This window comes from Pseudomonas sp. GW821-FHT12A04, from assembly GCF_058807755.1.
On record NZ_JBXAQZ010000016.1, the window covers coordinates 144,465 to 158,967 of the forward strand.

The following is a 14,503-nucleotide window of genomic DNA, read 5'->3' on the forward strand; positions in this document are numbered from 1 at the left end:
CTGCAACTGCTTTCGTGGACAGTGCAAGGCGAAGGACTTTTGTCTGTTACTGGCTCTGTACCTGCGCAAACCTGATCATCGGGTCGCTGGTGCCACCCTCGCTTCGGGCAGCCTGTTCGGGCGTCTTGCACCACAGCGCCAGCTCCATTGCTTCCAGCAGCTCCATCGCCCAGGCAACGGTGACCGCCCCGCCATACACATAGTGATCCGGCCGCACGATGACGACATTACAGCCTCGACGCTCAAGCCATTGCGCCAGCAATCCGTCGACCTCCTGGTAATCATCGGCGGTGCGTGGACCTGACTGTTCAGGACCGACCAATCGCACGACATGGATGGGCAGGCCTTTAAGCGATTGACTGCTGTGCAGGCACCTCAGTAACGCGCTGGCATCAAACCCTGGAGCAATGACCACCCGGAAGGACTGGCCGGTGAACTCATCCAGTAGCGCCTTCTTGCCGGCATGGTTCATGACCATCGGTTGCGGGAACAACTCACCGGCAGGCGCGACCTGGGAGACAAACCCCTGGGTCAATCCTGGAATCAACGATTGCCTGATCGTACCTGCGGGGTTCTCGGTCATTTGCTGGATCATCCGCGTGTCGCGGATCGCAGCTTTTTCGCTATCGCGTTCGCAGATCACCACACCGAACTCTTTGGCCGCCAAAGTAGTTTGGCGGACATGAGGAACCCGTTCGGCCTGGTAGGTGTGCAGGAATGCCGGCGCTGCCAGCCCTCCTTTCACCAGCGCGAGTTTCCAGACCAGGTTCAGTGCATCGCGAATCCCCTGGCACATGCCCTGCGCGAGAAACGGTGGCGTCATGTGCGCCGCGTCCCCAAGGAAGAACACCCGTTCGCACTGCCACTGCTCCAGGATCAGGGCGTGGAATCGATAAGCGGATGCTCGCCATAACTGATAATCGCCTTCAGGCAACCAGCGGGAGATGAGCTTCCTGATCGCTTCGGGCTGGGAAATTTCCGTCGGCTGTTCGTCGGGATTGATCATGAATTCCCAGCGCCGATGCTGCCCTGGCCCGACGACAAAGGTACAAGGCCGGGCCAGTTCACAAAACTGCACGTTAGTCTTCGGTAGATGCTCGCCCGCCCCTTCGTTGAGGATCACATCGACCACAAGCCACGGCTCATCGAAAGCCAGATCCTCCATCTTTAACCCTAGCCGGGTGCGGATCGGGCTGGTGCCGCCATCACAGGCCAGCACATAGTCTGCCGTGACCGTACGCTCGGTCCCGTCCTTGGCCAGAATGCGTACCTCAGCTTGCGAGCTCTTGGAATCGACCGACAGAACTTCTGAACCGAGCTCCACAGTGACGGACTTCAAATCGGCAATCCTGCCGCGCAGTGCACGCTCGACGGGGGGTTGCGAGAACACATAATTGGGTGCCCAGCCCAGCGCAAAAGGAGGCTTGGCGGCATCAATGCGCTTGATCAGCCGAGAACCCGTGGTGTGGTACTCCGAGGGACGATAAGGCATGACGTGTTCGGCAATCTTATCGGCCAGGCCAATGTTGCCAAAGACACGCATCACTTCATGATCAAAACCCATGGCCCTGGGGTTGGTGTACACCGTTTCGGACTTGTCCACGACATGGGCCTTGAGGCCCCACATGCCAGCCAGGTTTGCGCACAGGGCACCCACCGGACCCATTCCAACAATGATGACATCGTAGTCCATCGTCTACTCCGCTTTTTGTTTTATCCAGTGCGGCGCAGGGTTGATGAACAGGCCTGCGCGCGCCCATCAACCCTTCACAGATCAGCACATTGTCAACCGATTCGAACCCGCTGCTCTTCGATCTTCGCCCGAATGGAATTCATCCATTGCTCCCGAGTCTGAAAGCCCGGGCGGCGCTTACACATGGCTTCGGTCTGGGCCAGGATGACCTCGCTCGGCAGTTCGAGATCAAGGGGTTCCTTGCAGGGTTGTGCGGTGTAGAACGGTGCATCGACATACATTTCGATGGGGTTGCCTTCAGGGTCTTTGAAGTACATCGACCAGGCATTGCCGTGGTCCACTTGTGCGATCCCTTCAATGCCGCTTTTTTTGGCGAACTGGTAATAGGTTTTCAGGTCATCCAGCGAATTGAGCAGAAACGACAACTGATTGATCGGGTTGAAGGGCAGGTCGATGGGTTTACCATCGAAGAGCACGACCTGGTGATGCAACTCGGGATTCTGCGTCATGAAAAACAGCCGATGGCCCGTTGAGGCGACACCTTTGTCACTGACGATGAAACCCAAGGTGCGGCAGTAGAAATCGACCATACGATCGAGGTCTGCGCAAAACACGCCGGAATGGGTGAAATTGATGGTCGGTAAAGCGGGCATTTGGAACCTCCAGATTCTTATGATTGTGCAGAGGACGACGCTTAGGCTTCGTCGATAACGCCGTTCGATAGCGTGCCGATCTCGGTAATAACCACTTCGAAAACGTCACCGGGTTTGAGAAAGATCGGCGGATTGCGCTTGAAGCCGATCCCGCTCGGCGTACCGGTTGCCAGGATGTCGCCCGGGTTCCATGACAGTGCTTTCGACACATAGGAAATCAGATGCGGAATGTCGAAGGCCAACTCTGAAAGACTGCCCTCCTGTAACTGCTCGCCATTGAGTACTCCCCTGACTACCAGCTTACGGTAATCGGAAATTTCCGAGGCCGGAATGAGCCATGGGCCCAACGCCCCGGTTTTCCTGAACGTCTTGCCCATGCCGTATTGGTGCGTATGGAATTGCCAGTCGCGAACGCTGGCGTCGTTGAAGCAGGTGTACCCGGCGACATGGTTCATCGCGTCGGCCGGATCGATATGTGCGCCCCCCTTGCCGATCACCACCGCCAGTTCGGCTTCGAAATCGAACTGCTCTGACACCTGCGGCCGTACCAATGGTTCGCCATGGGGCAGCAACGTTTCGGCGAAGCGCTGGAAAATCACCGGGAACTCCCCGACCTTTCTGCCGGCCTCCTCTGCGTGGGCTACGTAGTTGATGCCCACGCAAATCACTTTGCCGGGATTGGGTATGACCGCTTCCAGCTGGACGCTTGAAAAGGGGTAATCGGGTTGAGCGGCTTCTACTATCTTGCGCGCCTCCTGCAACAGGGCAGGTTCGGCCAGGAAGGAAGCGAGATCCGCAGCTTGCGCAAATCGACCGGTCAGCTCGACCACCCCATCCCCGGACACGGCGCCGTAATGCGCCTTTCCCTCTTTGCGGTACGAAATAAGCTTCATCTTGTTCTCCTGTTTTTTATGCACAAAAACTAATTCCTTGCACCATACATCATTAAATGCATAATGCGGAAGACCGGTACAAAAAAATAACGAGCTGTATGAAGCTCTCGGTTCTGGAGATAACGGTATGTCGCTGGTGATGGTTCGCAAGATCAAGCTGGACGTCGAAGAGGTATTCCACGAAGGCGGGCCGCGCTCGTCGGTCCCCCTCAGGATAGCGGTCGCCACCGCCGTGGTCGCCAACCCTTATGCAGGTCGGTTTGTCGAGGATCTGCTGCCGTTCATGCAGGAATTAAGGGGGCTGGGCGCGCAACTGTCCGAGCAACTGATCCACGCGCTGGGCGGCGCCGGACATGTACAGGCTTATGGCAAGGGCGCCATCGTCGGCGAAGACGGCGAGTTGGAACATGGGGCGGTCTGGCATGAAGCCGGGGGCTGGGCCATGCGCGAAGCGCTCGGCAATCCGAAGGCGATCGTGCCGGCGGCAAAGACCATCGGCGGCCCCGGTTGCCGGGTGATGATCCCGCTCGGACACGTCCAGGCCGCCTATGTTCGTAGCCATTTCGGCGTGGCGGAAATGACCGTATGGGATGGCCCTCGTCGTAGCGAGATCGCTTTTGGTTTGGCCATGGCCACCGGCGGGAGGATTCATGCACGACTCGGTGGCCTGGCCGCCGCCGACGTGAAGGGCGAAGACGGGTTGCGTTGAATGCCGAAGATTTGAAGCTTTGCACCACTACAAAAACAATATGTGTGTTGGAGAACATCATGACAGCAAAAACTATGCGCGCCGCACGTCTGTATGAAGGCGGTAAACCCATGGTCATCGAGCAAGTGGCCGTACCCGCAATTCGTCCGGCCGAAGTATTGGTTAACGTCAAGGCCTGCGGGATCGTGCCGAACCTGCACAACATCCTCACCAACTGGGTCAAATGGTTCCCGCAGAACCCGCTGCCGAAGCTCCCGGCGATTTTCGGGCTGGACCCCGCAGGTGTCGTCGAAGCCGTCGGCGCCCAGGTCTACGACTTCAAGGTCGGTGACCGGGTTTACGTCAACCCTGGCCGACACTGTGGTTCATGCCGGGCCTGCCGCGCAGGCAACACCATTGCCTGTACCGCCTATACGTTCAATGGCTATTTCGGCTTCACCCCCAAAAGCCCGCGCATGTTCGAAGACTACCCCTATGGTGGCCTTTGCGAGTACATCCCCGCACCGCAATACAGCCTGGTCAAACTGCCGGACAACATCAGTTTTGAAACCGCCGCACGCCTGGGTTACATGGGCACCGCCTACAAGGCCTTGCTCAAGGCCAACGTCGGCCCGGGCAGCACGGTGCTGATCAACGGGATCAGCGGCACACTCGGCCTGGGCGCCGTCGCGCTCGCGCTGGCCATGGGCGTTCGAAAGATTCTCGGCACCGCCAGAAACCAGGACCTGTTCCAGAAGGTGAAAGACCTGGCCGCCCCAGGCCGGATTGAAATCCATACCTTGGGTACGATTCCCACCAATGAATGGGCCTATGAAGTCACCCATGGCGAGGGTGTCGATGTGGTCATTGATGCCCTGGGCCCTGGCGCCCCCCATGAGAGCCTGACCCAGGCGCTGAAATCCCTTCATCGCGGCGGGCACCTGGTGAACGTCGGCGCCATCGCCGGCGAAGTCCCCATCGATCTGCACTGGATCATGGACAACGACATCCAGATCAGCGGATCGGCCTGGTTCACCACCGGCCAAGGCCAGGCTATGGCGGACATGGTTGAATCCGGAGTGCTCGATCTCTCGTTCTTCGAAAACACGGCTTTCCGCCTGGAGGACGTCAACAGCGCCATAACGGGTATCGAAAACCGTCATGGCGGCTTCAGCAACTACGTCATCTGCCCTTGATCAACTCCGGCGAGGGAAGCGGTTCGCCCTCCCCTCGCCGGCGCCCTGACTGCTCGTTGAGTACTCCACATGAAGATAAGAAGAATCGTGACCGGCCACGACGAACGGGGCAACTCGGTGTTCGTTTCAGATGACTTTGCCCCAAGGGCACAATCCTTTGCCTCGATACCGGGACACGCAATGGCGCAGCTGTGGACGACTCCCGCCCAGCCGACACTGCTTGAAAACGAACGCGACCCGACGCTTGATCATGCGTCACTGATTCCCCCTCAGGGAGGCACCAGCATCGCCATGTTCGATTTCCCACCCGACACCGTCATGCACAATCCCGTCGACGGCGCCCAAGCTTTTGACGAGTTGGGTGCCGCACTGCCCGGCCTGATCGAAACGTTCGAACCGGACAACCTCGGCATGCACACCACCGCCACGATCGACTACGGAATCATTCTGGAAGGTGAGATGTGGCTGGAGCTGGATAACGGTCAGAGCCGGCTCGTCAAAGCAGGCGACATCGTCATTCAAAACGGCACACGGCACGCGTGGCGCAACAAAAGCAAGCGGATTGCCCGCGCACTGTTTGTAATGATCGGTGCACCGCTCTCAGGGAAACAAACCGGGTAGCTTTGCTGATTATTCATCGCTCTGGTTCGAGGATTTTTATGACCACCGTCGCTTATCGACTACTCGGTATTTCAGGCAGCCTGCGTTCACAGTCCACCAATACAGCGGTGCTCAAGACGCTCTCCACTCGATTGGATGATCGGGCAAGCATGAGCCTTTTCCCCCTGAACGAAATCCCCCTGTACAACAGTGATCTGGAAGAAGAGTCGTTGCCAGCCTCGGTGGTCATGCTGAAAGAGCAGATATCAAAGGCTGATGGCTTGATCATCTGCTCACCTGAATACAACTACGGCACCTCTGGCGTGCTGAAAAACGCGCTGGATTGGGCCTCGCGCCCAGGCTTCCATTCACCACTGAAAAACAAACCGGTGCTGATCATGACGTCCTCGCCTGGCGTACTCGGCGGCGTACGCGCACAAGCACAGCTTCGAGAGACCCTGTCGGCCACCTTGTCCAGGGTCGTTTGTAGCCCGCAGATTGTCATTGCGGGAGTCAATCAGAAGATTCATGACGGCCGCTTCGTCGATGAAACAACGATCGAGTTCATGCTGACAGCTGTCGATCATCTGGTAACCGAAATCAGGATGTTGGCGAGCGGTCCAGTCTCATAAAAGTGCCCGACAGGCTTTCCTCTACAAACTATCGATGAGGTGACATTGCCATGAGCCAATCCATGAGCATGAATCAATTCAAAGACATTTTCGGCGAGTCGATTGGCTTTCCTCACCGCTACCCTCTGTGCTCTGTGATTGACTACCCGGTTTGAGCGTCCCGAAGGGATGCTCAACAGTCCGTTTTCGGACGCGCATCATTTCCGGTGCCCAACCGAATCTGCATTTCCTCCATACGGCTTCATGCTCCCAACGTCGTATTCGTCATTCCGTCCTCGGCGGGCACTACCTTTCAGCGCGTATCCCTAACATTTCTAACTTGCGTAATCTAGAGTGACTTCTCCATTTCTTTCAATACGTCCTGTAAACGTCTGAAGCCTGGAACCAAAACCTCCACAAGTTGATCGGCCTTTTCGGTCGCGCACCAGATTCCTCTGCGGTAAAACAGTTCATCGTTGAATCTTTCCCGAAGCCTGGCGAGAGTGTTGCTTACTGCAGGCTGCTTAACGCCTAAGCAAGCTGCAGCCCGGCTCACTCCCCCTTCCCTATGCACCACCAAAAAAGTAATCAAACTGTGGATATCGGCATCTAGCAGCGTCTTTTCATCAAAATACATGACAACCCTCAGATTCATAACGCGTGAAAAATGTTTTGAACCGCAGGCTAAAGCTGCGCGGAATGAGACTTTCAAAAAGCTCGGAAAAGCTTACGCTTGCAAAATGACGGAGCATACTTTCTTCGTCACGCCAATATCCAGTAATGAGAATAGAGTTCGATACGTGCTGCAGCGAGGACATTGTGTACCCCAGACACCCATCGTGCGTCTTTAAGACATCGAGAATCATCTCCACATTATCGATCAACGCAATCTCTACGGGCGCAGCAAAACAGACTTCCAACGTACTTATATTTCCAAGCGTCATGACTATTACTCCGACACCTAAGGGAATGGTTCCTCTTTAATCAGTGCGAAACCGACGGAGGGAAACCTTACTCACAGACGGACAAGCGAGGACTTAGCTCAGCTAATACAGCGCGAACATCAACTTCACTCTTAATCACTGATTGAGATGCATAAATCGTCGCCCGCCGCACCTTTAAAGACGATGGGCTTCCCACCCTCCTCCGAGAGCTTTATAGAGCTGCACTTCGCTATTAATCTGCCCTAATTGATCATTGAGTAGTTGCTGCTGGGAAGCGAACAGCTCCCTTTGCGCATCGAGTACGGTCAAGTAGCTATCTATCCCTTGATCGTAACGTTGCTGTGCCAGTTGAAAATAGGCCTTGTAGTTGTCCACCAGCAGTGCCTGAGCGGAGAGCTGTTCACCATAGGTGCCTCGTGCAGCAAGGCCATCGGCGACTTCACGGAATGCGGTTTGAATGCTTTTCTCGTAGCTTGCGACGCTGACCTCCTTTTGAATCTCGGCGTAGTCAAGGTTCGCCCGCAAGCGGCCAGCGTTGAAGATCGGCACGCTGATCTGGGGTACGAAGCTCCAGCTCTCGGAACCACTGTTGAACAGACCATCCAAGTCACTGCTGGAGGTGCCGGCCGATGCTGTCAGGCTGATGCGCGGAAAAAAAGCTGCGCGCGCGGCGCCGATGTTGGCGTTTGCCGCTAACAGTTGATGTTCCGCCGCTCGGATATCAGGTCGATTGAGCAGAAGATCCGCCGGAAGCCCTGCCGGAACCTCAGCGATCGTACTGATGGTCAAGGGCGCACTCTTGGATCGATCCGTCGGCACTGGACTTCCCAAGAGCAGCTGTAGGGCGTTGGCGTCTTCTGCAATGCGCCTGGTGTATAGCGCCTTTTGGGCCGCGGCCTGATTGACCAGTGTCCGCGCCTGTCGAACATCCAATTCGGAGCCCGTTCCCGCACCGGCAGTTGCTTCAATCATGTCCAAACTTTCGACATAACTTACCAGGGTGGCCTCAGTTAACTCCAGCAGGGCCTGATCGGTGCGCCAGAGAAAATAGGTGGTAGCAACATCGCCTATCAAGGTGATGTGAACGCTGCGTTGGGCTTCCTCAGTTGCGAGGTACTGCTCAAGCGCTTGAGTTGACAGGCTTCGAATGCGGCCGAATAGATCGAGCTCGTATGCGGTGACGAATCCGACCTGATACTGGCTCTCGATGCCAGACTCACCGGTGGACGAAAGATCGTCTGGTAACCTTCGACGATCCCCCGATGCAGACGCGTCGAGTGTGGGAAACTGTTCTGCTCGCCGGATGCGATACAGCGCCCGATAGGCTTCAACATTCTTCGCCGCGATCCGAAGATCTCGGTTGTTCTCCAACGCAGTGTTCAGAAGACGCACCAGCGCGGGATCTTTAAAGAATTGCGCCACCACCGGAAGGGTGGCCACTTGGCCTTGGAGGTTCTGGTTTGCATCGTAAGCCCGTCCTTGTGGCCAACTCGCTTCGACTGGTGGTGCAGGACGATGATAATCAGGTATCAAACTGCACCCACTAAGCATTAAAAAGGCGGCTATCGGCAGAGACTTAAGCTTCATGCTTTTCTCCTTCGACAGCTTTCGGATTGGGTTTCATGAAACCCTCGAACAACTTGATAACCACAACGAAGAACAGTGGCACGAAGAACACAGCGAGGACCGTGGCGGTAATCATGCCGCCGACGACACCGGTAGCGATGGAATGCTGACTACCCGAACCTGCACCCGAAGAGATCGCCATTGGCAATACACCAAAGGTAAATGCCAGGGAGGTCATCAGAATCGGTCGCAGTCGCAGCTTCGACGCTTCAATTGCTGCTTTGACGAGGGGATAGCCCTGCTTCTCATAGAGCTCTTTCGCAAACTCGACGATCAAAATCGCGTTCTTGGCAGACAAGCCCACAGTAGTCATCAGGCCGATCTGGAAATATACATCCGCGGTAAGGTCTCGCCACAGCGTTGCCACCACTGCGCCCAAGATGCCCAGCGGAACGACAAGCATGACGGACACAGGCACTGACCAGCTCTCGTACAGAGCGGCCAAACAGAGGAACACAATCATCACCGTGAGCGCATAAAGCATCGGTGCCTGATCGCCAGTTTGAATTTCCTCATAGGACAGGCCGGTGTAGTTCACACCAATACCATTGGGCAGTTGCTGCATGATCTCGGCGATCGCGATCATTGCATCACCGGTACTGTAACCAGGTGCAGGCTCACCCAGAATGTTCACCGAGGAGATACCACCGTAACGCTCAAGTTTCGGTGAGCCATGAACCCACTCGCCCTTGGCGAAGGCCGAGAACGGCACCATCTGGTTCAGGCTGTTGCGCACGTACCACTTTTCAAAATCCTCAGGGGAAATCCGCGAGATGTCCTCACCTTGGATGTAAACGCGTTTCACACGACCACGATCAATAAAGTCGTTGACGTACATCGACCCCCACGCAGCGGACATAGTTTCGTTAATGGCGGCGATGCTCACCTGCAATGCACGGGCTTTTTCGTCATCAATCTTTACCTGGAACTGGGGTTCATCATCCTTACCATTGGGACGGACAGCCTGAAGCTTCGGATGTTGGCTGGCCAACTGCAGGAACTGATCACGCGCAGCCATCAACGCCTCATGGCCGAGTCCCAAGTTGTCTTGCAGGTAGAGGTTGAAACCCATGGCGTTGCCCATCTCCAGAATGGCTGGAGGAACAAACGACATGACACTGGCATCCTTGATCCCGGCAAAATACTGGTTGGCCCTTTTAGCGATGCTGAACACATCATGGCCAACCTCGTGACGGACGGACCAATCCTTCAAGGTGATCAAAGCCAAACCGGAGTTCTGGCCACGGCCGGCGAAGTTGAAGCCATTTACGGTGAGTACGTGTTCGACCGATTCGCCTTCCTCGTTCAGCAGGTAGTTGCGCACATCATCAAGCACGGCCTCTGTCCGTTCAGCAGAGGAGTTCGGCGGCATACGCACTTCGACCATCATCAACCCCTGGTCCTCGTTAGGCAGAAATGCCTTGGGGATCTGGGTGAACAAATAGCCCGTACCCGCAGTGATCAATGCGAAAGCGAGCAGATACCGACCACGGTGCTTGAGCATCGCGCCAATGCCGCGTTCAAAGCGCCGTGTGCCGCGATCAAAAGTGCGGTTGAACCAACCAAAGAATCCTTTTTTCTCATGATGGGCATCACCGTGAGGCGCTTTCAAAATGGTGACGCACAAGGCTGGTGTGAAGATCATCGCAACGAGAATCGACAAGCCCATGCACACCACGATGGTGACGGCAAACTGCTTATAGATGATGCCCGCCGAGCCGCCGAAGAACGCCATTGGAATGAAGACCGCCGACAGGACCATGCCGATACCGACTAGAGCACCGGAAATCTGATCCATGGACTTACGAGTAGCCTCTAGCGGAGATAACCCCTCCTCGTCCATGAGACGCTCGACGTTCTCTACAACGACGATAGCATCGTCGACGAGCAGACCGATCGCAAGGACCATTGCGTACATTGTCAACACGTTGATGCTGATCCCAAAATACGGCAGCAATGCGAACGTCGCCAACAGCACAACGGGAACAGCCAGGGTTGGAATCAACGTAGCTCGGAAGCTTTGCAAAAACAGGTACATCACCAGGAAAACAAGCACGATAGCTTCGATGATGGTGTGTACTACCGAGTCAATCGAGGCGTTTACAACAGGTGTCGTATCGTACGGATAGACGACTTCAACTCCATCGGGCATATAGGCCTTCTGCTTCTCCATCAATGCTTTGACAGCATCCACGGTCTCAAGCAAGTTGCCGCCGGTGGACAAACGTAACGCCAAACTCGCAGTCGGTAGCTCTTTGTATTTGGCAGATATCGCGAAGCTGTCAGCACCCAATTCGGCCCGCCCGACATCTTTCACACGCACCTGAGAGCCGTCTGGGTTTACCTTGACCAGCACTTCTTCGAACTGTGCAGGAGTCGTCATGCGCGTTTTACCGAGCACAGTGGCGTTGAGCTGGACTCCAGAGCGTGTCGGGAGCCCACCCAATTGGCCAGACGAGACCTGAACATTCTGCTCGCGGATGGCGGCAGCTACGTCACTTGGGGTCAGCTGGTAACTGTTGAGCTTGCCAGGATCGAGCCAGATACGCATCGCGTAGGGGGAACCAAATAGCTGGAAGTCACCAACACCTGGAATACGGGATATTGGATCTTGTAGTTGCGAGGCAATCAGGTTGCCCAAGTCGAAGTTATCCAGCTTGCCCGTACGATCTACCAAGCTGAGAACCAAGAAGAAGTTCATTTGGTATTTCACCACGCGCAGTCCTTGGCGCTGCACTTCTTCAGGAAGTCGTGGCGTTGCCAGCTGCAGCTTGTTCTGCACTTGGACTTGGGCGATGTCTGGGTTGGTACCCTGCTCGAAGGTGACGATGATGGTCATGCTGCCATCGGACCCACTTTCAGCAGACATGTAGCGGAACCCGTCCATACCACTGAGCTGCTGCTCAATTACCTGAACGACGGTGTCCTGCACGGTTTGAGCGGAAGCACCAGGATAGCTGACCTGAATAGAAACCGCGGGTGCAGCGATGTTAGGGTACTGGCTGATCGGCATTTTCACCAAAGACAGCGTCCCGGCAAGCATCGCAACTATCGCGAGCACCCACGCAAAAATTGGCCTATCGATAAAAAAACGAGACATGAGCGGCCCCCTCAGTTAGCCGAGGCTTTGGATTTAATGGCGAATTCAGCTGCCAGATTGACGTTGTTGGCTTCCACAGCGGTGACCGTGGTGCCACTTCGCACGCGCTGAACACCCTCGGTTATGACTTTTTCACCATCTTCCACACCGTTACCAATTAACCAGGCGTTTCCTACCGAACGAAGGGTTTCCACTTCGCGAAGTTCCACACTGTTGTCAGCCTTCACAACCCACACACTCGCAACTCCGCGGGTATCTCGATTGACTGCCTGTTGCGGCACCAAGATCGCAGCCTCTTGAACACCTTCTTTCAACAGCGCATGTACAAACATGCCGGGCAAAAGCTTGCGGTCTGGATTCGGGAATTCAGCGCGCAACGTGACGGATCCGGTAGTCGGATCAACGCTGACTTCGGAGAACTTGAGCACACCTGAAAGCGGGTACGCGCTGCCGTCATCAAGCGTCAGGCTGACCTGTGCTTGGTTCTCTCCGGAACTCTGCAAGCGTCCTGACTCCAGCGCTTTTTGTAGCCCCAGAAGCTTGGTGATCGGCTGGTTCACATCCACATAAATCGGATCAAGCTGAGTAACAGTGGCCAATGACTGGGCCTGGCCGTTGGTTGCCAGTGCTCCTTCTGTCACGGTGGAGCGACCGATACGACCGGAAATAGGCGACAACACTTTGGTGTACTGGACGTTGATTCGAGCAACTTGATAGTCGGCTTCAGCCTGCTTGGAGGCAGCCAGTGCATCGTCGTACTGCTGCTGACTGACTGCTTTGCTCTTCAACAGCGTTTCGTAACGCCGAGCCAGATTTGCCGCTGTAGTGCGGTTTGCCTCCGCGCGCTGCAGTTGCGCTTCATAAGTGCGAGGGTCGATTTGGTACAGCTGCTGACCTTGTTTGACCTCGGCTCCCTCCGTGAACAATCGTTTCTGAAGAATCCCCGAAACCTGCGGGCGTACCTCTGCCACTCGGTTGGCCGAAGTACGTCCAGGTAAATCAGTTGTCAGGGTCAATGCTTGGGAACGAACTGTGTATACCCCTACTTCAGGAGGCACGGCGGTGCTTACTCCTTCCTCCTTCTTCCCACAGCCAGAAATCAGCATGAGGGCGGTCAGGGGAAGAATGTGTATCGCACGCAAAGGACTTTGGTGTTTCACCGGCTTGGCTCCATCTCGCTGCCTCAGGGTCGAGGCGTTTGATCACTGAATCATGATGCGGGATAGTGTACCACCTGGCGATACCCATCGTGCAAGCGGGCCACGATGATTGGTGGCCAAAGGCTTTCTACGGCGATCGGGTCTGATAGGTTACTGGCGTGATAGCGAGCGCGGCACTAAAGTGGCGGCCAGATCAATGATTACGTGGCAGTTTTGCTGTAGCGAGGAAAGATATGAATCAAACAGACGAGAGTGGTGGAAAATCTGGAGGTATTCAGGTTATTGCCCGGGCAGCCTCCATCATGCGGGCACTTGGCAACCATCCTCAGGGTTTGAGTTTGGCCGCGATCGCCCAGTTAGTTAGCCTGCCCCGCTCAACCGTGCAGCGCATCATTAACGCTTTGGAAGAAGAGTTTCTGGTTGAAGCATTAGGCCCCAGCGGGGGATTCAAGCTAGGACCTGCACTTGGACAACTCATTAACCAAGCGCAGACGGACATCATTTCGCTGGTTAAGCCGTACCTGCAATCTTTGGCCGAAGAGCTGCAGGAGTCGGTCTGCCTAGCGTCATTGGCGGGCGATAAAATTTACGTCCTGGACCGGATCGTGGCGGAACGGGAGTTGCGCGTCGTGTTCCCCATCGGGATCAACGTTCCTGCGACGTCTACCGCCGCCGGTAAGGCGCTGTTGGCAACACTTCCAGAAGAGGCATTGCATACGTTGCTGGTCGACCCCTTACCAGTTTTCACCGCCAATACATTGGACCGAAAGGCACTCGACAAGCAGTTGACGCAGGTACAAGCAGGAGGAGTGGCAACGGATAGAGATGAACACATTGAGGGGGTCTGCTCGTTCGCCGTACCGCTCGATACCTATCTTGGGTATTTTTCCATTGCGATCGTACTGCCAAGCTCCCGGGCAACCTCGAGAGCGAAGATTCTGCAGTCCGCATTGCGGGACAGCAAACAAAAAATTGAGCGCGCCATCGGACGTGCTTCCAAGAAAGCTTCTTAAAGCAAACAAATGGCTAGAAGACCGCTGCAGAGACCGCGAAGACACGTCAGCGCATTCTCAGTCGTTTATCTCAGCTATCTGCTAGGCGGTATAGAGCTTGGACATGGGGTTCGTTAGCCCGGCACGTTGCAGATTTCGGCGGCTTTGGGAGCTGGCCAGCGCGGTCGCAGCGACCCAGTCCCGTCCGCTTTCAGGACATAGATTTTCAGACGCCCGTTAGGCGTCTGCGCCGTCAGCTGACCCAAGATCTAGCCGCACCACCTAATGCTTCACCGAGCCACGTTAAATAACTTCGTTATTTGGATAGCGGCGACACCAACTGGATA

The 14,503-nt window shown here is 55.6% G+C and carries 13 protein-coding genes and 1 pseudogene; 5 read left to right on the forward strand and 9 right to left on the reverse strand.

Features of this window, described 5'->3' with window-relative positions:
• Nucleotides 1–46: 46 nt before the first annotated feature.
• The 3 genes from AC1RS8_RS24060 to AC1RS8_RS24070 all read right to left on the reverse strand — a co-directional run bounded on the left by AC1RS8_RS24060 (nt 47) and on the right by AC1RS8_RS24070 (nt 3,239).
• A complete protein-coding gene (locus AC1RS8_RS24060; RefSeq protein WP_458372968.1) occupies nt 47–1,693 on the reverse strand; it encodes a bifunctional 3-(3-hydroxy-phenyl)propionate/3-hydroxycinnamic acid hydroxylase in 1,647 nt (548 codons plus the stop codon).
• A gap of 92 nt (nt 1,694–1,785) precedes the next feature.
• Nucleotides 1,786–2,346 (reverse strand): VOC family protein, encoded by a 561-nt coding sequence (locus tag AC1RS8_RS24065; RefSeq protein ID WP_458372969.1) that lies wholly within the window; start codon nt 2,344–2,346, stop codon nt 1,786–1,788.
• Nucleotides 2,347–2,387: 41 nt separating this feature from the next.
• Entirely contained in the window at nt 2,388–3,239 is an 852-nt protein-coding gene (locus AC1RS8_RS24070; RefSeq protein WP_458372970.1) for a fumarylacetoacetate hydrolase family protein, read from the reverse strand.
• 127 nt (nt 3,240–3,366) lie between these two features.
• Here AC1RS8_RS24070 and AC1RS8_RS24075 point away from each other — a divergent pair, with 127 nt between their 5' ends.
• The 4 genes from AC1RS8_RS24075 to AC1RS8_RS24090 all read left to right on the forward strand — a co-directional run bounded on the left by AC1RS8_RS24075 (nt 3,367) and on the right by AC1RS8_RS24090 (nt 6,355).
• Complete coding sequence (locus tag AC1RS8_RS24075; protein ID WP_458372971.1) at nt 3,367–3,948, forward strand: amino acid synthesis family protein; 582 nt, start codon at nt 3,367–3,369, stop codon at nt 3,946–3,948.
• A 59-nt stretch (nt 3,949–4,007) separates the two neighbouring features.
• Complete coding sequence (locus AC1RS8_RS24080) at nt 4,008–5,123, forward strand: alcohol dehydrogenase catalytic domain-containing protein (protein WP_493163818.1); 1,116 nt, start codon at nt 4,008–4,010, stop codon at nt 5,121–5,123.
• Between the two features lie 69 nt (nt 5,124–5,192).
• Complete coding sequence (locus AC1RS8_RS24085; RefSeq protein ID WP_458372973.1) at nt 5,193–5,744, forward strand: cupin domain-containing protein; 552 nt, start codon at nt 5,193–5,195, stop codon at nt 5,742–5,744.
• Between the two features lie 38 nt (nt 5,745–5,782).
• Nucleotides 5,783–6,355 (forward strand): NADPH-dependent FMN reductase, encoded by a 573-nt coding sequence (locus tag AC1RS8_RS24090; RefSeq protein WP_458372974.1) that lies wholly within the window; start codon nt 5,783–5,785, stop codon nt 6,353–6,355.
• A 150-nt stretch (nt 6,356–6,505) separates the two neighbouring features.
• Here AC1RS8_RS24090 and AC1RS8_RS24095 read toward each other — a convergent pair.
• The 6 genes and pseudogenes from AC1RS8_RS24095 to srpA form a co-directional block, all read right to left on the reverse strand.
• Nucleotides 6,506–6,619, reverse strand: a pseudogene (locus AC1RS8_RS24095) (hypothetical protein); the annotation flags it as partial.
• A gap of 64 nt (nt 6,620–6,683) precedes the next feature.
• Nucleotides 6,684–6,971, reverse strand: a complete 288-nt coding sequence (locus AC1RS8_RS24100; protein WP_458372975.1) for a LysR family transcriptional regulator — start codon at nt 6,969–6,971, stop codon at nt 6,684–6,686.
• The gene (locus AC1RS8_RS24105) at nt 6,961–7,278 is read right to left on the reverse strand and encodes an antibiotic biosynthesis monooxygenase (RefSeq protein ID WP_458372976.1); all 318 of its coding nucleotides are present in this window, start codon (nt 7,276–7,278) and stop codon (nt 6,961–6,963) included. The genes AC1RS8_RS24100 and AC1RS8_RS24105 overlap by 11 nt, the downstream gene beginning before the upstream one ends.
• A gap of 174 nt (nt 7,279–7,452) precedes the next feature.
• Nucleotides 7,453–8,865, reverse strand: a complete 1,413-nt coding sequence (srpC, locus tag AC1RS8_RS24110; protein ID WP_458372977.1) for a solvent efflux RND transporter outer membrane subunit SrpC — start codon at nt 8,863–8,865, stop codon at nt 7,453–7,455.
• On the reverse strand, nt 8,855–12,004 hold the full coding sequence (gene srpB, locus AC1RS8_RS24115) for a solvent efflux RND transporter permease subunit SrpB (RefSeq protein ID WP_458372978.1): 3,150 nt from the start codon (nt 12,002–12,004) through the stop codon (nt 8,855–8,857). The genes srpC and srpB overlap by 11 nt, the downstream gene beginning before the upstream one ends.
• Nucleotides 12,005–12,015: 11 nt before the next feature.
• Nucleotides 12,016–13,110: a solvent efflux RND transporter periplasmic adaptor subunit SrpA gene (gene srpA / locus AC1RS8_RS24120; protein ID WP_458374828.1), complete on the reverse strand. Its 1,095-nt coding sequence runs from the start codon at nt 13,108–13,110 to the stop codon at nt 12,016–12,018.
• A 287-nt stretch (nt 13,111–13,397) separates the two neighbouring features.
• Here srpA and AC1RS8_RS24125 point away from each other — a divergent pair, with 287 nt between their 5' ends.
• Nucleotides 13,398–14,177, forward strand: coding sequence for an IclR family transcriptional regulator (locus AC1RS8_RS24125; RefSeq protein WP_458372979.1), 780 nt, complete (start codon nt 13,398–13,400; stop codon nt 14,175–14,177).
• The last annotated feature ends 326 nt before the right edge of the window (nt 14,178–14,503 follow it).